Here is a 19,443-nt window from a genome sequence, read left to right on the forward strand (position 1 = left end):
CATTAACGTTTCGAGTCAATCGTGCGATATCTCTAAATTTTTTAATCTAATTTTAACATTCCCGCAAAGTCTTTTTTAGATACGATCGATAGACTACACCCACTAACTTACTACGACAGGTGTATGATGAAAAAATTAGGTGTTGTGTCGGTAGCGCTGACTACTTTATTTGCGTCACAAACAACAGTAGCTTTTGAAAAAGGAGACATACTCGTAAGAGCTGGACTGGCGACTGTAAGTCCAAATGAATCGTCCTCTAATATTATTGTAGGCAGTGACCTCGGGGTCAACGTAGGCGTGGATAATAATACCCAACTTGGTTTAAATTTCGCTTACTTTTTTACAAACAATATGAATATTGAAGTGCTCGCCGCAACACCGTTTAAGCATGACGTCAACTTCGGGGTTCCAGATCCTTTAGGTACGGGCAATCAACTTGCCGAGGTAACTCATTTACCACCAACGGTCAGTGTTAATTATTACTTCAAGACCGGCGACAGCAGCTTCAAGCCTTACGCAGGGGTCGGTGTAAACTACACATTGTTTTTTGATGAGGAATTTACCTCGCAAAACAGTGCAATTGGCTTACAAGACTTGTCACTAGATAACTCCTTCGGTTTGGCCGCGCAGCTGGGAGTAGACTACTTGGTAGACGAAAACTGGTTCGTAAATGGCTCCGTTCGCTACATCGACATCGACACTGAAGCTAGCTTCAAGCTCAATGGTGCAGAAGGTCGAATAGATTCTATAGAAATTGATCCATGGGTTTACACGATCTCGCTTGGGTATCGGTTTTAAACCATGCACCTACTAAACGAGCTCAAGTAATACTGACTATTTTGCCAAGATTGATAAATCAGCTGGCAAACTCATACAAAAACAACAAACTAAAATTGAACACAGTTTGCATACATGATCAATAACTGCTGTTCACGGCTTTGCAAAGAGGAATAAAATATGAAGACTAATAATATTAAAAGAATGACTGTGAGAACAACTGCTGTCGCTATTGCCGTTTCAACATTGATGTTATCTACCGTTGCTGCCAATGCGCAGTCAGTAGCTGATAGTTTTGTTGCGGCGCAGGATGACGCTCTCGAAAAGAACACAAATGGTAAGGGTTATGGCCCTCAGTCACCGCGTGATATCGACCAAGACTACGGCACTAATTTACGTAATTTTGGTATCGCGCCAAATCGCAGCGATCTTAACCTGTGTAACATCCATTTTCATAAAAACGCAGAACATAAAGGCGGAGAATTTACTACTTTTGCTGGTAACGGCGACGGCAAAGGAAAAAATACGGGTTACAAATACAACGGCAAGTTATCAGCAGCACAAATGAAGCCAGTGAGCAGCCAAATATGTGCTGCGAAAGGTGACCCTTTACAGTCTGGTGATACCTTAGAAGTACACTTTGTATACTCATCAGCAGATGTAAAGCCAGGCCCAACGCTGGGTGCATGCTTAGCAGATAGCACTATGAACCCGGGTTTACGCGTTGAAGGACAGGTCATTGTTCTTGCCAACGATGAGAATGCGATGGAGTTCGATGATCTAGCAGAAATCGAGCAAGTGAATGGTTATTATCAAGCACCAAATGTACCGACTAACATGGGTGTGCCGGTTCAGTATTTAGGTTCAACAACTGGACCGTCATATAACGAAAAAGCATCTCCATTACAGGTGACTTGGAGTGTTAGACCTGAAGTTGCGGTTGTTGACATCAACAGCGTGGGTGAATGGTGTAACGATAACGTGTTCAACGAAGACCATGCTCATGGCGTTCGTAACTTAGTGAAAAATCCAAAGTTATTATCACCACTTATTAAGTAAAAAATCAATGCGACCCATTTTGAGTGGGTCGCATTATTTTAATGCTAAGCGGTATCCATTGCCGCGTAATGTTTGAATAGAGAGCCTCGGCTCTCTTTCTATTTTCTTTCTAAGCCTGCTAACATAAACGTCAATAATATTCGTGTTTGGGTCGCTATAGGTTTGCCAAACGCGGCTCAGAATACGCTCCCGCGATAACACTTTATTTTGATTTTCCGCAAAATATAACAATAATTCAAACTCAATTTTCGTTAATGCTAATTCTTCGCCATTGACTGAAACAATACGCTCTTGCAGAGCCAGTTCTAAGTTGCCCAGCTTTATTGTATTTTGACTAGCTTGCTGAGGCGCACTCATTCGACGTCTCAAGGCGGTAATGCGAGCGAGTAGTTCATCAAAATCAAAAGGTTTACAAAGGTAATCGTCGGCGCCCATTTCTAAACCTTTAACACGCTCAGATACCTCATCCAGCGCGGTCAACATAAGCACCATGGGAGGATTGGGCAGAGCTTTAATAGATTCAAGAATGGATAAACTATCTTGTGACCCAAACAACCTATCTAATACCACTAGTTGCGGGGTGTTTTTCTTGATGAAAGGCAGTACTTCATGCAACTCATTTAAGCTAGTGCACTCGAAGCCTTCTGCACGTAAACCGCGTAATAAAAAATTTAATAATGGCTTTTCATCATCGGCTAATAAGATGTTCATGAGATGCTTCCAATAGGTAACATAATTGAGAATATAGAACCTTGCCCTTGAGATGATTCTACCGAAATACGGCCACCATGAGCCTCAACAATAACCTTAGCAATAGGCAAACCTAAACCTAAGCCTTCGTTATGTTTACTGAAACGAACGAAGCGCTCAAAAATATTATCTACTTCGGCTGCTGAAATTCCCTCACCGGAGTCTTTAATAGCGATGGTAATGCACGTATCTGACTTTTCTAGTGCAATTTCTATTGGCTGGTTGAGTTTTGAGTATTTTGTCGCATTATCTAGCAAAATAGAAAGCACTTGCTGAATGCGTTGCTTATCTATCATGGCGATAATTTCATCTGGTGCATTGGGTACATGCAATGCAATAGTGCGATTTGGCTCGTGCTTTTCCCACTTCGTTACTTCTGACGCTAGCATGGGTGCTATTTGCACGGAAGTCATCTCTAAATTCAGCTGATTCATTTCAGCTCTGGTAAGCAATAAAAGATCATCCACCAACCTACTCAGATTTACCGCTTGTTCAAGTATCGACACTAAGGTTTGATTAAAATCCTCCGCCGACGCCGAATGCATTCTCAGTGTTACTTGCGCTTCGCCTCTAATGATCGTTAAGGGTGTACGTAACTCATGCGATACATCCGCGATAAACTGACGACGTCGGGAATCAACTTTTGTCAGTTGGAGGTTAGCTTCGGTTAACTCACTGGTGCGCTGTTTAACCTCTAGCTCTAAATGCTTTCTTAACGCGTCCTCATTATTTTCATGCTCTTGTAGACGCTGGGCGAGTTGATTAATAGACGTTGCAAGCTCCTTAAATTCATCATCCAAAGTTACTGATATAGGCTGCTGAAAGTGTCCAGAAGCAATCGCATTAGTTGCATTAGTAATTAAAATAAGTGGCTGATATAACTGATTGAATAGCCAATAGCATCCATAAAGTATTAACGGGAGCGACAACGAACCTAAGCTCATAGTGAACCAAACAATTGTCGTATTTAGAGTATCGATGCGCGCATTTATTGACGCCACCACGCGACTTTGGCGCGCGACCGCTGAGTTTATAGCTTCCCTGAACTGGTCATCAATCGTAACTTCAAGTAAACGACGAAGCTGCTCTTGTTGATTCAAAGGAGCCTGATTATTGCTGATAACAACCTCTTCAAACTCAGCAATGATCTCGTCTAACAATCGCACTAGTTCATCCGTGTCTTCGACACTTCCCTGCGTAAACGATATACCAAGCGCATTGCGCTGCTCCAGTTCCAGTAACCTAATTTGCGCTACTGATTCTTGAATCAACTTTTGCTTTTTTCGCACATAAGCTTGGTTAGCATTGCGTCCAAATATAATCTCATCGGTCAGTTGCTTGAATAATCTATAGGAAATACTCGACAGTTTTTCATGCTCAATCAACAAGGATTGCGCAATGTTACTTTGCTGCAAGTTTTCACGAGTTAAATGTGCGGATATAGCGGTGCTGATGAGTGCTAGAAATAGAATAAAAGCGGTGGTGAGCCCGAAGTAAAAAAGTTTGCGCTTATACATGCTTATCTAATTTTGCTGAAATTGTTAATTAGATTACACATACGCGTTGGTCTTAGCAATAGACCAAATAAGCGCTCAATCTAATTCGCCGTGAGCGCACCCATTTGATCTGTAGGTATTTGCTACTCTCATACTTTTTGCAGCGTTGCTACTTCAGTAGTTCGAATCTAACCTGCTAAGGCCGGATCCTTAATAAACAGAATATCCATAATAATTGAAGGATCCCATTCACGCATTGCGGCTTCGCAATTTTTACGAATGTCATCAAGCTCGCTGATAGTGGCTACCGAAAACGATTCATCAACAATAATATGCACTAACAAGTATAGATCTCTTCCACTTTTACTGATGCGCACCTCGATGTGTTCATACGGCACCGATGTAAGCGTTTGCTTCAGCTTTTTCTCAATAACAGCGGTGACAGCCTCGGGCGGGGCCTTGTGTATCACTTCTTTCAAACTATCGAGCATGATTTTAACGGGTATAGGTAAAATTGCGCTTCCTAACAAAACTAACAGTATTGGGTCAACAAAGGGGGCGTAGGAGGCAAAGCTTGTTTGCTCAATAAAGTATGCTAATGCAAAACCTAATAGGATTGAAGCACTGAGCACACCGTCTACAAACCAAGTATGCGCGTCAACACCAACCAAATCTGATCGTAAATTTTTACCTTGATGCGTCATATAGCCAGATACCGCAAAGCAACCTACCGTTGCAAATGCACCATAAATCATAGCTAAGCCATACTCCGCGGAATTGCCCCCTGTCATTAAACTATTGATTGAACCAACGACTGCGTACAAACAGGTTGCAATAATAATCAGCGACTTGAATAAATTAAGGGTCGGTTCAATAGCCGTGTAGCCAAAATGAAAACGGTCGTCGTCGGGCAACTGAACAAGGTTAGCAACCTTGAGCGTGAGCAAAGCCATAAAGAAAGCAATAAGAGAATAAATACCGTCAAACAAGATAGCGCCGGAATGCGTTACAAGTGCAAATCCTAATGCGACAAAAACGAACAAACCTGCCATATAAAATGACACTTTTAATAAACGTTTTTCTTGTATTTCGTGAAAACCAATAGCCATTGTAAAGAAAAAATATAGGTGATAATTCGCGGAGTGTACTCCACTTTTTAGAATTAGATAGTGATTTTAAAAATAAATTTTTAGCTGTTTTTGGCAGCCCGTTGAAGCCTATATTTTCACGGTTTTCGCGTTAATAAACAGCTGAGGTTTCGTCAACTGACAGGCATGTTATATGGCATTTAGTTCATACCAAGATACTTAGGATGAGATGCGATTCTGCGAAGCCACGATTGAATGGCGGGATATTTAGACAGCTCAAAACCGCCTTCATGGGCTACATGGGTGTAGCCATAAAGTGCGATGTCAGCAGTGGTTAATTTCTCACCCGTCAAATAAGGCGTTTCTATTAGTTGAGCCTCCATAACTGCAAGAGCCTTATTGCCGCCCACTTGTTTTGATTCGTAATCAGTACGACGAGTTTCTGGCAAGCCAAGATATTTTGCAATGAAACGTGCCACTGCGATAAAAGGCTCATGGCTGTATTGCTCGAAGAACTGCCATTGTTGAACCTTGGCAAGTTGATAATTGTCCTTGGGAAGTAAATCACTCTCAGATGCCAAAAAATTCAAAATGGCATTTGATTCAGAAATACAGCGACCATCAACTAACTCGAGCAATGGGATTTTACCATTTAGGTTTTTTGCTAGAAATGCGGGAGTGCAATTTTCACCTGCAAGGATATCCACATGAACCCATTCGTGTTCTATATCCAATAAAGCACATAGCAATTTAACTTTGTAGCAATTTCCAGATTGTATATCGCCGTAAATTTTCATGGCTATTCCTAATGGCTAATGTTCCTGATAACTGCTATTGAGCTTTCGATAAAGCCTGTGAACTAATAAATTCATTCGCTTCATCAGACAGGCATCGTCCTGATAAATAATTTCTTCCCGAGGGGTGGTAAAGCAACCATCCTTGTTTTGTTTTTTCTATTTTGGTGATTTCCTCCCATGAAATTTGGCTTTCAACTGATTGCGAAGTGCTGCGAATAGCATCCTCGTCAATGGTCAGGGTTAGCTTAGTATTCGCTGCCTGACTGATCATTTGTCTAGCCAACCACCAGGACCTTTTAAAATAAATGCTTAATGCTTCAACAATGCCTAAAACAACGATAAACCAGGCGAAATAAGGGGCTAAATCGGTAAAATAGACAATTGCGAAGCCTACTAGCATTAATCCAATAGATTTTGCGTACGCTTTAATAGAGTTAACTTCGACGATAGATTCATCAAAAGTTTCAGAAAAATGACTTTTGTCTAATGTATATGAAGTTGAATAATGAAATGGCGTGGGCATTACACTTTACGATAATGTTAAAACCCTAGTGTAACGACAATTTACCTAGTTAGACAATTGTTTTTCCTGAGCAATCACGCAGAATTAAACGATGCTGACAGAAATTATAATCTAACTTTCAGAGTCAAAGCTTCAACAGTGCGCGGCAAAATTCACCCCTGCAGCTCCCTATTTCGCAACCACATCACGAGTCCTAAAATCAGAAAGCTGAAAGGCATGAAAAAGAGAATAACGATAACCTGTCGCTTTTGCTTGCTGGTTAAATCTAAGCGCTCAACCGTCATTTTCTTATCACCAATAAATGCTTTGTAATCGAGCTCTAACAGCCAGTTCACTACATTCAGCCCCATTTGTGCGTTGCTGTATTGGTCGATGTAAACGTTGGTTAAAAAATCTGCGTCCGTGAATACGATTAATCGCGTGTCTGAGGTTTTTCCGCTTTTGATGTTGGCAGCGTTTTTTTCATCAATAACAACATACGAGAACGGAACAGGACCTGCGGTATCTGCTCCTTTATCAAAGCGTATCTCTAAATTGCGATTGGTTTCTGCCCAACTGTTTGTTGTCGATGCCGTTGACGCAATCACTGCATGCTTTATGTTTGGGCTGCGCTTTTCCAGCAGGGTGATTGAACGAGGACGAATATAAAAGGTGTAATCCAAACCCTCAGTAATGGCTTTGTGGCGTTGATAGTTTTTGGTTGCCGGGCTACCAACATCTTCACCCACATAGTTAGTTATATCAACAACGATATCCGCTTCAACATTCAGTCCCCACTGATTCAAGATTGAATTCAAATCAGGGTTCTTGGTTAATTGCTCAGCGCTTAGAGTTTTATCCGGTGTGGTAACAAACGTGTGTTCAATTAAAAATAAGGCATCTCCACCTGCTAACAAATAAGCTTCAATTAATGCTTCTTCGTTTTTGCTTAATTCACTTTTCGGGCCAGCGATAATTAATACATCGCAGTCTTCAGGAATAGACTGACTAATGCCCAGCATCAATGGTTTACTAATAATATTGTTGTCGGTAAGTAACTGAGCGAATTTAGATAAACCCGTATTGTCCTCATTCCCCGTTGAATATTCGCCGTGCCCCGTAAGGAAGTAAACGGTCTTTTCTACTCGACTCGCACTCGCTATCGCATTGGTCAAAAGCTCTTCAGATAACGGGTTTTGGCTAAAATCGACATCTTTTCGGTTGATCCCAGACTGCACAATGACTTTCTGTTCTTGGCTATTGATCACATTACCAAACTTCGCGGCGTAAGCTACTTGCTCAATAGGGTCAATAATCTCAGTAGTCACAAAACCATTTGACGTTCTTTCGTATTCTTTAAATAAATCCTGTAAATATTTTGGCGGTGTTCCCACGAAAAAAGCCGTGAGCTGAACCTCTCGTTCTAATGCACCAAGAAACTCGATCGTGTTTGCCGACAGGGTATGCTGCTTGCCTTTTGTAACATCCCACCTTAATTCAGAATTGGCAGCCAGATAATTACTGAGGCCAATAAACGTGACGCTAGTAACAGCAATTGCAATGATAACGCCCAACTTCTTCCACTGTTTTGGTAGCAACTGCACCTTGTCGCTACGCGGTAGTTCTAGTTCTGACGTTGTTGCTCGAAACCGATATGCAAGGGTCACGACGATGATAACAATAAGTAAAAGCCCACTGCTGATAAGCAAAGCTAGCGCTAAAAAGGACAGCTGTTGTTCGATATAAAAAAGCGAGGCACCTAGCGCCAGACCAATAAGCGATAGTCCGAAAAGGATTGGTGGTGAAGCTCGCGAAACTGAGCGCGAACTAAGGATTGATTTAATCATTATTGCCACAGCCTGTTGTCGATGCTTAACCGGGTTAACACTAAGCAGAGAATTATCCCCGTTAGATAATAGGTAATGTTGCTAGGCGTAATAATGCCCACTGCAAAATTCTCTAAGTGCGTGCGAGTGCTCAATTGTATGAAAAAGGACTCAGTCGACCCAGTGAAATACTTCGTAAAGCTAGTTGAAAAGTACAATGAAAATATCACGGCGTAGGACACCAGTGCGGCAATTATTTGATTACGAGTCCACGACGAAACTAGTAAACCAACGGCAATAAAAAAAGCGCCTTCCAGCCATATCCCAACATAGCCATAAAAAATACTCGCGGCGTCCGGGTTGCCAAAATACTCTAAAATAAAATAGTAAATAAGGGTCATGCCGATTAACAATGAGTAGAAAATTAACATGCTCAGATACTTACCTAAAACAATCATGCTAAGGCTCAGAGGTGATGTCAGTAAAAACTCCATCGTACCGTTGGCTTTTTCCTCTGAAAACATTCTCATTGTTAGCAGCGGAATTAAGAATACGAACATAAATTCCATCAGTATGAACATATCCCGCAGCGACGCTTCGTGATTCTGGTCAATAATGAGAAAAAAGAAGGCGTTAAACAGCGACAGCGTCGCTATTAAAATAATGTATGCGATGGGAGAACTAAAATAGCTGTGTAGTTCTTTTTTTACTATTGCGAAGGTTTTATTCATATTTTACAGCCCCTGTCCTAGAAAATTCAGCGGGGCTTGCTCTTGATGATAGTCGATGAATATTTGCTCCAAAGTAACCGGATGTGATTGAGCTAATTGCTGCTTTTTAAGCAATTCTTCTAGGGATTCATCCAGCACAATGTGTCCCGCCTTCATCATTAATATGCGCTGGGCTACTTGCTCAATTTCATTTAGCGTGTGAGTGCTTAATAAGACCGTTCGCTGATTCCTTTGATTTTTAATTAACGCTAACACCTGCAAAATTTGAATTGGGTCGAGACCGCTTGTCGGCTCATCTAAAATCAACAATTTCGGCTCATGAATAATTGCCTGTGCTATACCAACGCGCTGTTTATAGCCCTTGGACAAGGTTGCAATCTTTTGATTTTTTACGCGCTGTAAATCGCAGTCATCCAACACTTTAGCAACCTGAAATGACTCCCTCTTTGCCGCAACGCCTTTTATTTGTGCCGCAAATTTTAAATAGCTAGCTACCGTCATCTCGCTGTATAAAGGCGGTTTTTCAGGAAGGTAGCCAATTTTTTCCCGCACTGAAAGAGAATGCTTTGCAATATCTTCACCATCGATAATCACAGTGCCAGAAGATGCGGTAAGAAAAGTCGTTAGAATACGCATCAAGGTTGTTTTGCCAGCACCATTTTTACCTAAGAAGCCAACAATGTCGCCTTTATTAATTTCAAAAGAAACGTTTTCCAAGGCTTGGTGAGCACCAAATTTTTTACTAATATGTTTAGCAATCAACATCTATACTGGGCCTCTCGTAATACTGCTGCAATAGTTCTGTAATAGTGTGCTGATGGCACAGTAATGATTTAGTAGATATTCACAATAGTTCAGAACCCGTTCGATAATGCTCACTGGACCATGGCTGCGTCTCTTTTACACTTGTGTGTACAAAGACACAACATGTTTCTCTCAATTCAGAACCAAGCGTCATTCACCTTATCGCAATAACAGAAAAAAGATAAGCTCGTCAAAAAATCACAGGCCTTACACACCAATGCACTGCGACTGTTAACCTTAACTTATGATTTTTTGATGCCTAAATTAAGTTTTCAGGTCGAGCTCATTTTTTACATCTTCGGGAGGGTCAATTTTAACGTGTAAATTGGCAAAATTATTGAGCTTGTCTTTAAGCCGCTGTGAATAGGTCACAAAATTGATGAGTGCACCGGCATCTTCGCGCGACGTATCGGCCATGAGCAATAGCAAACTCCTGCTGACGTCATTAATTTCATGCTGCAGTTCTTTTTCTTTTGAGCTTAATAGTCGCTTTTCGGGCTGAAGCTTCGCATCCAACATTTCACTCGCAATCTCGTCAAACACATCAAGTGTTTTAATTGATAGCCCGCGGATCAAGAGGAGTAAATCACTTTTTAGTTCGATGTATTTCTCATTTATCACCCGTTTCACTTTAAATAAGTCGTTAATTGAATCATGTATCTGAAACAAATAATCAAACTGGTTAATGAGTTTAATGAGAGCCTTGGATTCATTCTTTTGATTAATCAGAATAACCGCGCTAGAAAAATAATGCATATATTGATTCTTAAGATAATTCACGTATTCAATTCTTTTCTCAGCCGAGTTGAACACGCCGCTATAGTTAGTCTCTATGCTTAAGGTGACCTGATTATAGTTTTCTTGCAAAAATCGAAATAAGTGTTCCGATGAAGCATCTAGCTTCTGTTTTACAGAGTCGAAATTATCGTCAGAAGTTAAAGTAAGCAATTCAATTCGCTCAAAATCCATTTTACCCTCTCCAAACAAGTGGTCGACAAAACGTGTGAAAGGAGTAATAAATATGGTAAAAATCAAACTCGCTGTGACATTAAAAATCAAGTGAATATTTGCTAAGGCAATAGCAGGATTCTGATCAAATTCTGCCAACTTATAGCCGAATATGAGCAGTACAGGAAAAAATAATAGCACCCCGCCCACATTAAAAAGAAAGTGGCTAAAGGCCACTTTTTTAGCAGAGACATCTAAACTAATGACCGCTAAAAATGCAGTTGCAGTAGTGCCAATATTCGCACCTAATATTAGAGGAACGGCATTCTCTAGCCCCAATACTCCCTGTTGCGTGAAAATAATAGCTAATCCCGTTGTGACAGAACTAGACTGCACTAACGCAGTAAAAAGACATCCAACCAGAAGAGCATATAGTGGATTTTGTGCTTCGGTTAGCATTGAAACTAATGCTTCATTGTTTTGCAGAGGTTCAAGTGTGCTAGATATCAAGTTAAGACTAAAAAATACGAAACCAAAATAAAATACAGCCTTACCAAAAATTGAAGCCCTGCTATTAGTGAAAGTTAATATGAAACCAATGATAATAAAAATGGGTGCAAAATTAGTTAATTTGAAGGCCACAAGCTGAGCAGTAATCGTGGTTCCTATGTTACTTCCAAAAATAATGCCCACGCTATTTTTAAATGAAAGAACCCCCGCATTTACTAGACCGATAGAAATCACAGATGTTGCAGAGCTTGATTGAATGATCATTGTCACTAGCGCACCAATAAGCACACCAAAAATAGGAATGTTTGTTGCGGATCCCAAAAATTTTCGGAACCGGTCACCAGAAATTTGTTCGATTTCACGAGAGAAATTATCAAGACCAAACACAAATAAAATAATGGCCGTTATGCCCGTCATAACAAGTTGTAGAATTTCCAATTGTTTACCTCAACTATATTGATGTTATGTGTCGTTTTTGCTCAACGAATAGATAAACTTTTTCCTAATTAGGTACTTTTCAGTTTCGACAGCAATGAAAACGATGGACGCAATTGCCACACAAAGCCCTAGATCTGAAAATGGCAATGGCTGAGTGCGAAATAATTCATTAAATATAGGGGTATATATCAAGACTAGTTGCAAAAAAGCGCCTATAGCAATGGCAATGATTAAAAATGGATTCGTGAATATGCCCTGCGTGAACAAAGACTCAATGTCAGATCTGACCGCTAAACTATGAAATAGCTGAGCAAAAACGAGGACAGTAAATACCATGGTTTGCCAATAGACCAAGTCTTGTAAAAGGGCCCACTTTAAGGTGCCTAAGCACAAGGCGCCAATTAACACCCCGACCCAAAGAATATGTTGCCACATGCCGTTGGCAAAAATACTTTCTTGTTGCTTTCGTGGCGCTTTTTTCATCGCGCCTTTCTCTGCTGGCTCGGCGCTAAAAGCCAGTCCTGGCAGTCCGTCTGTCACCAAGTTTATCCATAATATATGAATAGGTAAGAGCGGTATTGGCATGCCCAGAGTGGGGGCCATTAATAACGTCCAAATTTCGCCTGAGTTAGATGTCATGGTATATTTTATAAACTTTCGAATATTATCGTAAATACGTCTGCCAGCAGCTACGGCTTTTACAATGCTCGAAAAGTCGTCATTAAGCAAAATCATATCCGCTGCGCCTCTCGCTACATCTGTTCCTTTTTGACCCATGGCAATTCCAATATTGGCGTGTTGCAGGGCCGGCGCATCGTTTACGCCGTCACCGGTCATCGCAACAAAATGACCCTGCTGCTGTAGGGCGTTAACAATTCTGAGTTTTTGTTCTGGTGTAACACGTGTATATACGTTAATTTTAACCACTTGATTAAGGAAATCCTCATCGGATAACGCATCTAATTCGTCGCCATTCAACGCAATAATCTCTCCCTTTCCAAGCTGCAACTCTCTGGCGATAGCTATTGCGGTTCCTTGGTGGTCGCCGGTGATCATGACTGGTGTTATACCCGCGCCAATGCACTGTTGAACCGCTTTAGGCACTTCGCTCCTTATCGGGTCTGAAATCGCGACAAGCCCCAGAAATGTGAGCTCAGATTCAGCGCTATTTGGCTCATTACTATCAGGTAAAGAATCAAACTTACGCATCGCAAGTGCTAAAACTCTATCCCCTTTGGATGAAAGATCTTCGACCTTATCAAGAATGCTTTTTGCACAAAAATCCGTTTTTTCTGAACCATATTCACCCGTCGAGCAACTAGTCACTACTTCTTCAGGTGCGCCTTTGATAAATGCAATAAAGCCTGTGTCACAACGATGAATAGTCGTCATTTTTTTACGAGTACCGTCAAAAGGGATCGTACTTACTAGCGGAAATTTATCCAGTAACTGCTTTTTATCAAAGCCATATAATGCGGCCATGTTAAACAAAGCAACTTCCGTCGGTTCACCCGTGGCCTTTTTATTGCGCAGCTCCACGTCATTACTTACCGCCATGCCCACAGCAAGGAGATAATGCGTATCGCTTAACTTCGTAATATCGTCACTTCCATCGAAAATATGTTTCGCAAGCATTTTATTTTCAGTCAGCGTGCCGGTTTTATCTGTGCAGATAAAAGTGACTGCACCCAATGTTTCAACAGCGGGCAGGTTTTTTATTAAGGCCTGCTGTTTGAGCATTTTACTCGCACCCAGCGCAAGAGAAATAGTGATGACGGCGGGTAAAGCTTCTGGTACTGCCGCTACCGCCAAGCTCAGCGCAGTAAGTATCATAGTCATTAAAGGATGTCCTTGCAGCAGACCCGCAAGTAAAACAATCATGCACACGCATAAGATAGCCAATACTAAATATTTACTGAAAGAACTGAGACGAACTTGGAGCGGCGTTTTAGCCTGCTTTTCTTGGTCTAACAAATTCGCTATGCGGCCAATTTCTGTATTAATACCGGTGGCAAAAACCACGCCACTTGCTTTGCCCAAGGTTACTACGCTGCTTTTAAAAGCAAGATTACCTTTATCTCCAAGGGCTAACGTTGGTGAATCCAATGCGTCAGCTTGTTTTGTCGCAGCCATTGATTCGCCGGTGAGTGCAGACTCATCAATTTGTAACCCTTGCACCGTTAGAAGACGAACATCTGCAGGCACTATATTGCCCTGCTCTAACAAAACAATGTCACCAGGAACTAAGGCTTGAGTTGAAATAACAACAACAGAATTATCGCGTTTCACCTTAACTTGCGGTGTCGCTAATTGTCTTAAAGCTAAAAGGGCCTGCTGCGCTTTGCGTTCTTGATAGGTACTTAATACTGCATTGAGTATCAATATAGTGAAGATGATTAAGGCGTCTGTAAATTCACCTAAGGCTGCTGAAATCGCAACGGCAGCTAATAAAATAACCGTCATGATTTCGGTAAACTGGCGTAAAAACAACCTAACGATACCGTTAAATTTAGTCACCGGCAGCTGGTTTTTACCATAGCTTGCCAACGCCTGCTTAACTTGCAATGGTGTTAAACCCTCCGGTTTTGAATTCAGACGCTTGAGTGCCTCCTCGCTTGTTAGCGTGTGCCAGTTTATTGGATTGTCGTAGCCTTCCATTTAGCTGGGCCCAACAAATAGATAAATTAACAGTGCGGTAGAGAAGCCTATCGCTAACGTTTTTAGACCACTGAAGTACCAAGGAATACCGGAAATACCACTGAGTAAGACACCGAGTGTAAATAGCAGCAAGCCGGCAATGCATAGGCTCGACCAAAGCGGCGCTGTCACCCATAAAAAGCCTGCTTCATTTAGCCAAAGAGGGATCATGATCAATACTGAGATCACAAGAGGAGCTAAGCCATTGACTAAGGCTACTACAACGGGAACAAAGGTAGCGGCATGTGCATGCGAAGAGTCGCTCAAGTCGGATAGCATTGCATCTTCTAATTGACGAAGAATTAACTTTCGTTCCGCTCTTTCGCTCACATAAGCGCTGCTGACACCCGAAACGGCTAGAGCAATAGCAGCCCCTAAACAGACATTTATTACACTGGGAACGTGCACGTCTGCACTCAACATAAACCCAAGAATTAAACCGAACATGGTAAGTGCTCCGTCGAATCCATTAACGACAAAATAACGTCGTATAATGGATTGAGATTGACTTAAGCTTATGAGATTTATCAATCTCTTTAACATATTTTCGCCAAATTATTAGATTGATTAACCGCCGTTGGTTTCAACAGCGTCTATGCTATGTACGCTTGCTCCTAACTCATTTATTTTTGCCTGTATTTTTTCAAAATCGATGTGTTTACCAACCACATCCAAGCAGATAGACTCCGTACTTTGATCAATTTCTAAGACTTCTAATACAACCTTCCACGTCGCGTCTAATTGTGAAAGCGCCAGTGCAAAATCATAAGCATTGGGTTTATGAGGCTTTAATACGTCAAGCCGCAATCGACAAACATTAGCCATAAAATGGCCCCTTAACGATGCTAGTTAATTATTATCATGCACTCGAACCGCCAATACATCCTGTTTAACACCGTGCAAAACTGCGTTAGCAGTCGAGCCAAGGAGCAATTTGATACCGCTTCTGCCATGTGTTCCGATTACGATCAAGTCTGCATCGATATCATTTGCAATTTGTTTTATTTCATCAGCCGCATCACCAGCCTTTAGGTGAGTGTTCTGTTTTTTAATGCCAAATTTTTGAGCAATCTCATCTAGTTTCGCTTGCGCTCTAGCCAAACGCTCAGAGTCGTCGATAGCGCTATAGTCAGCACCATAAAGATAAGGTTGAATATACATAGACGATAGCGGAATGTAAGCCAAACTAAGATCATCTGGAGATTGACAAACTATCAGTGCCTTTTTTATAACCGTCTCATAATCTGCGTTAATATCAATTGCCACTAAAATCTTTTTGTAAGTGCTCATAATATCTTCCTTTGAAGCCACGCGTTCGCAAACAGGCTTGTCGTTTTTAAAAGTCACTTCATATTAACAAAGTAAAATTAGAGAAAGTTGACCCACATCAAGTCAAAAACCTTTTTATCGTTTATTTTATTCTAGGGTGGTTAATGCAGCGTTAAAAACAGCAATTGTTCAGACGATGCACTCGATGAAAAAGGAAACAATAATGAGTAAGCGCGCTATATTGACGGGTCTATCGTGTATTTTTAGCTTGTTTGCGTGTGACCAAGGTGTAAATTCCCCAAGGGGCTTTAGCTTACCTGAGGGTAAGCCTGACGCAGGTAAACTAGTATTTTTAAAGCATCAATGTGTTGCCTGTCATAGCATCCCCGGACTAGAGGATAACGCCGTAGAGCGCGAACATTCACCTCCAATTTCACTGAGTTCGAATTCAGCGATAGTAAAAACCTACGCAGAATTGGTGACAAGCATTATTAATCCTTCTCACAGAATATCGAGAGGAGCGCAGTGGGCAACCTCTGATGAAAATAAAGATTCTGTTATGCTGAACTACAATGATGTGCTCACGGTAACTGAATTGATAGATTTAGTTGCTTACATTCAACCTCATTATCAAGTCACGCCTTGGCCTTATACTGTTTATCCGGTCTATGAAATACACTCACCAGCGCCTAAAACACCATAGACTCTCCGCGCGCAGGTACTTTCACTCGTATATTTAAGTCTTGCCATATGCGAGTAGAAAGTGCATCTAGTGCCATTGGCTCTCCATGGACTAATACCACTGATGGTTTATTTTTAAAGCCTTTCAACCAATCCAATAGTTGATCTTGTCCGGCATGAGCTGAAAATCCACCTAAGGTTTCAATTTGCGCTTTTACTGCAAAATCGTCGTTAAACATTTTAATGTGTTTTTTACCGTCTACTATCAAGCGCCCTAACGTTCCATTAGCTTGGTAACCACAAAAAATAATCGTATTTCGACTATCCCAAATGCGTTGTTTAAAATGATGCCGAATTCTGCCACCGGTGCACATTCCACTACCAGCAATGATAATTACTCCTTTTTTTAAACGATTAATAGCAATGGATTCTTCAACCGAAACTGATAAATATAGATTAGGAATAAAGTCTTCTAAAATCGAGGTCGCCAATGGCGTCGCTAATTGAATTTCGTCTTGGTCTAAAGAACGGAACCATTTGTCGTAAACGCGCGTTACCTCAATCGCCATCGGGCTATCAAGAGCAACATGCCAATTTTTGAGCAGGCCTTCATTGTGTAAAGTACCCAGATAAAACAAAATTTCCTGAGTACGACCAACCGCAAAAGCAGGGATCAGGATATTCCCACCGCGCGCTTCGGTGTCTATTAGAATTGTTTTGAGCTGCTCTACCGTGTCCTCAATGTCTCTATGATTGCGATCCCCGTAAGTGCCTTCCATGAGCACCACATCTGCCTCTTCGATTATGCTGGGATCTTTCATTAACACTGCGTTTTTATTACCTAAGTCACCAGAGAAAACCAACTTTTTAGATGTATTATTTTCATCAATGAAAAGTGAGACAATGGCGGAGCCAAGGATGTGCCCAGCATCCTGAAATTCAACGCGCAAACCATTCAATACTTCTACTTGTTTGCCGTATTCAACCCCTTTACAAAGCGCTAGTGTATCAACTACATCTTCATCATCGTATTCAGGCAACAGCGGTTTTTTGCCTTTTCTTGCTCTGCGCACATTTTCTCTCTCCAAATCACTGAGATAAATACCTACCGAGTCTCTTAGCATCACACCCAACAACCCTTGCGTAGCGCTTGAGCAACAAATATGGCCACAAAACCCTTGATTCACCAATTTTGGTAACATGCCACAATGGTCAAGATGAGCATGCGATAATATTACAGCCTCAATTTTGTTAGGATTGAATTCAAATTCCTCTTTTTGCATTCGTTCAACGTTATGCCCACCTTGATGCATCCCACAATCAAGTAAGACACGTCCGAAACTAGATGACTCGACCATGTGGCACGACCCTGTCACCTCTTGCGCTGCGCCATAGAACGTAATTGTAGCCATGAGTTTCCCTTATTCATTGTGCATAACGTAAGGCGCTATGAAGCTTTCAACTTCAAGGAACAGTCTGCCAACGGTAGCTAAAAGCATTGGTAAGTCGCTCAAATAATATAGCATTGGAAATAATAGTTTTTGATCCCCATCAATACGCTTAGCTAACATTTAAAGTAAATTGAAACTTGGCTGTTTAGCATGTAGCAAAGTTTGATGGGTAAAAAGCCTTGTTGTTTTATCCCGCTGCAGGGAGGACATTGAATGACATTCTTTGTATTGTTTTTGCCGCAGACTTTGCGCTATTTGTTGCCGCACTCTTTCTGTAATAGTCTACGCTTACGAATAAGCAACAAACTCTTTAAATATATTGCTGAGCTTTTAAACCTAAGGATTAATTGATGAAATTCAAAGACTACTACAAAATTTTGGATGTAGATGAAACTGCAGATTTGAAGGAAGTTAAAAAGGCGTATCGTAAACTCGCACTTAAATTTCATCCCGATACGAGCACCGCTTCAGACGCAGAAGCAAAATTTAAGGAAGTGGCTGAAGCATACGAAGTATTAAAAGATGCAACAAAACGAGCTGAATATGATGATTTAAGACGTTATGGCGCCAGCTCAGGCGACGGATTTAATGCACCGCCAGGTTGGCAGTCCTCAACAGGAAGCAATCAATATCGGCAACAGGGACACGGTGATTTTTCAGATTTTTTTAATTCGGTTTTTGGCGACAGAGCACGGAGCTCTGAACGCTCCCCGGACTATGGACCAGATTTATTTAAAGGCCAAGATCTAGAAATGGAGTTACCTGTTTTTTTAGAAGAAGCCGTTGCAGGCAAAAGCAAATCGATTGATTACCACGTTCCCGTTTATGTCAATAATCAGGTGAAGCAAGTCAAAAAATCTCTTAACGTTAAAGTGCCTTTAGGTGTGACAGATGGCGAGCGTATCAGGCTCAAAGGCCAAGGTGCTCCTGGCAGTGAAAATAAGTTAAATGGTGATTTGTATCTGATCATTCGTCTAGTTCCTCATCCTTTGTTTGATGTAGAGGGCATCAACTTAATACTTACGTTACCACTAACACCATGGGAGGCGGCACTTGGCACTAAACTTGAGATCCCAACTTTAAACAGCAAAGTTAAACTGAACATTCCAGCAAATAGTCGAGCAGGGCAAAAGTTGAGGGTTAAAGGCAAAGGACTGAAGAATAAAACGGGTCAGGGCGATTTACTTGTCGTTATAAAAATTGATATTCCCCCCTCAACCACCAGCGAAACAAAACGTTTGTGGGCTGAATTGGCTGAGACTGAAAAGTTTAATCCTCGATCGGACTGGAGTTAATAGATATGGCAGACGTTACCCTATATATCGACATTGAAGAATTGTGCGAAAATGAAAACATTGACCAAGAAGTTATCGTTGAAGTTGTTGAATACGGTATTGCAGCGCCCCTGCGCGGTGAGACTTTTTCAGAATGGATTTTTGATTTAGAGAATGCGTACTGGATTAAAAAAGCCGTTAAATTGAACCAGCAGTTGTTACTCGATTGGGTTGCTATCAGTATGGTTATCGATTTAATGAAGGAGAAAGAAACGCTATTGCAAGAAAATGACCAATTAAGAAGCAGGTTAAACAGGCTACTCTAACACTGCTTTCTTCACTGCT

General features: G+C 41.2%; 19 protein-coding genes. 5 read left to right on the top strand and 14 right to left on the bottom strand.

What is annotated here, in order from left to right; all coding sequences use genetic code 11:
• Positions 1–126: 126 nt before the first annotated feature.
• Complete coding sequence (locus GNIT_RS15450; RefSeq protein WP_014110222.1) at positions 127–798, top strand: OmpW family outer membrane protein; 672 nt, start codon at positions 127–129, stop codon at positions 796–798.
• A gap of 159 nt (positions 799–957) precedes the next feature.
• On the top strand, positions 958–1,836 hold the full coding sequence (locus tag GNIT_RS15455) for a delta-class carbonic anhydrase (RefSeq protein ID WP_014110223.1): 879 nt from the start codon (positions 958–960) through the stop codon (positions 1,834–1,836).
• 33 nt (positions 1,837–1,869) lie between these two features.
• On the opposite strand, the gene GNIT_RS15460 is transcribed toward GNIT_RS15455, so the two are convergent.
• From GNIT_RS15460 to GNIT_RS15520, 13 genes are all read right to left on the bottom strand, one after another.
• On the bottom strand, positions 1,870–2,547 hold the full coding sequence (locus GNIT_RS15460) for a response regulator transcription factor (protein ID WP_014110224.1): 678 nt from the start codon (positions 2,545–2,547) through the stop codon (positions 1,870–1,872).
• Positions 2,544–4,103, bottom strand: a complete 1,560-nt coding sequence (locus tag GNIT_RS15465; protein WP_014110225.1) for a sensor histidine kinase — start codon at positions 4,101–4,103, stop codon at positions 2,544–2,546. Before GNIT_RS15465 ends, GNIT_RS15460 begins: the two co-directional genes overlap by 4 nt.
• A 167-nt stretch (positions 4,104–4,270) precedes the next feature.
• A complete protein-coding gene (locus GNIT_RS15470; RefSeq protein ID WP_014110226.1) occupies positions 4,271–5,191 on the bottom strand; it encodes a cation diffusion facilitator family transporter in 921 nt (306 codons plus the stop codon).
• A gap of 179 nt (positions 5,192–5,370) precedes the next feature.
• Positions 5,371–5,967 (bottom strand): glutathione S-transferase family protein, encoded by a 597-nt coding sequence (locus tag GNIT_RS15475; protein ID WP_014110227.1) that lies wholly within the window; start codon positions 5,965–5,967, stop codon positions 5,371–5,373.
• A gap of 34 nt (positions 5,968–6,001) precedes the next feature.
• On the bottom strand, positions 6,002–6,490 hold the full coding sequence (locus GNIT_RS15480) for a YcxB family protein (RefSeq protein ID WP_014110228.1): 489 nt from the start codon (positions 6,488–6,490) through the stop codon (positions 6,002–6,004).
• Between the two features lie 152 nt (positions 6,491–6,642).
• Positions 6,643–8,316: a GldG family protein gene (locus GNIT_RS15485; protein ID WP_014110229.1), complete on the bottom strand. Its 1,674-nt coding sequence runs from the start codon at positions 8,314–8,316 to the stop codon at positions 6,643–6,645.
• On the bottom strand, positions 8,316–9,026 hold the full coding sequence (locus GNIT_RS15490) for an ABC transporter permease subunit (protein WP_014110230.1): 711 nt from the start codon (positions 9,024–9,026) through the stop codon (positions 8,316–8,318). The genes GNIT_RS15485 and GNIT_RS15490 overlap by 1 nt, the downstream gene beginning before the upstream one ends.
• A gap of 3 nt (positions 9,027–9,029) precedes the next feature.
• Positions 9,030–9,791 carry an ABC transporter ATP-binding protein gene (locus GNIT_RS15495; RefSeq protein WP_014110231.1) on the bottom strand — a complete coding sequence of 254 codons (762 nt, stop codon included), beginning with the start codon at positions 9,789–9,791 and terminating at the stop codon, positions 9,030–9,032.
• 303 nt (positions 9,792–10,094) lie between these two features.
• On the bottom strand, positions 10,095–11,726 hold the full coding sequence (locus tag GNIT_RS15500) for a Na/Pi cotransporter family protein (RefSeq protein ID WP_014110232.1): 1,632 nt from the start codon (positions 11,724–11,726) through the stop codon (positions 10,095–10,097).
• 24 nt (positions 11,727–11,750) lie between these two features.
• Positions 11,751–14,384 carry a cation-translocating P-type ATPase gene (locus GNIT_RS15505; RefSeq protein ID WP_014110233.1) on the bottom strand — a complete coding sequence of 878 codons (2,634 nt, stop codon included), beginning with the start codon at positions 14,382–14,384 and terminating at the stop codon, positions 11,751–11,753.
• Positions 14,385–14,870, bottom strand: coding sequence for a hypothetical protein (locus GNIT_RS15510; protein WP_014110234.1), 486 nt, complete (start codon positions 14,868–14,870; stop codon positions 14,385–14,387).
• A 120-nt stretch (positions 14,871–14,990) separates the two neighbouring features.
• The gene (locus GNIT_RS15515) at positions 14,991–15,248 is read right to left on the bottom strand and encodes a DUF211 domain-containing protein (protein WP_014110235.1); all 258 of its coding nucleotides are present in this window, start codon (positions 15,246–15,248) and stop codon (positions 14,991–14,993) included.
• 24 nt (positions 15,249–15,272) lie between these two features.
• Positions 15,273–15,713, bottom strand: coding sequence for a universal stress protein (locus GNIT_RS15520; RefSeq protein WP_014110236.1), 441 nt, complete (start codon positions 15,711–15,713; stop codon positions 15,273–15,275).
• Between the two features lie 202 nt (positions 15,714–15,915).
• Between GNIT_RS15520 and GNIT_RS15525 the strand changes: the two genes are divergently transcribed.
• Positions 15,916–16,395: a c-type cytochrome gene (locus tag GNIT_RS15525; protein ID WP_014110237.1), complete on the top strand. Its 480-nt coding sequence runs from the start codon at positions 15,916–15,918 to the stop codon at positions 16,393–16,395.
• Here GNIT_RS15525 and GNIT_RS15530 read toward each other — a convergent pair.
• Positions 16,382–17,785 carry an MBL fold metallo-hydrolase RNA specificity domain-containing protein gene (locus tag GNIT_RS15530; RefSeq protein ID WP_014110238.1) on the bottom strand — a complete coding sequence of 468 codons (1,404 nt, stop codon included), beginning with the start codon at positions 17,783–17,785 and terminating at the stop codon, positions 16,382–16,384. The two genes, GNIT_RS15525 and GNIT_RS15530, sit on opposite strands and share 14 nt — an antisense overlap.
• A 389-nt stretch (positions 17,786–18,174) precedes the next feature.
• On the opposite strand from GNIT_RS15530, the gene GNIT_RS15535 reads away from it, so the two are divergent.
• Both GNIT_RS15535 and GNIT_RS15540 read left to right on the top strand, forming a co-directional pair.
• A complete protein-coding gene (locus tag GNIT_RS15535) occupies positions 18,175–19,119 on the top strand; it encodes a DnaJ C-terminal domain-containing protein (protein WP_014110240.1) in 945 nt (314 codons plus the stop codon).
• Positions 19,120–19,124: 5 nt separating this feature from the next.
• Positions 19,125–19,424 (top strand): chaperone modulator CbpM, encoded by a 300-nt coding sequence (locus tag GNIT_RS15540; RefSeq protein ID WP_014110241.1) that lies wholly within the window; start codon positions 19,125–19,127, stop codon positions 19,422–19,424.
• Positions 19,425–19,443 lie beyond the last annotated feature (19 nt).

Origin of the sequence: Glaciecola nitratireducens FR1064 (genome assembly GCF_000226565.1) — a bacterium.
Taxonomy (GTDB): Bacteria; Pseudomonadota; Gammaproteobacteria; order Enterobacterales; family Alteromonadaceae; genus Glaciecola; species Glaciecola nitratireducens.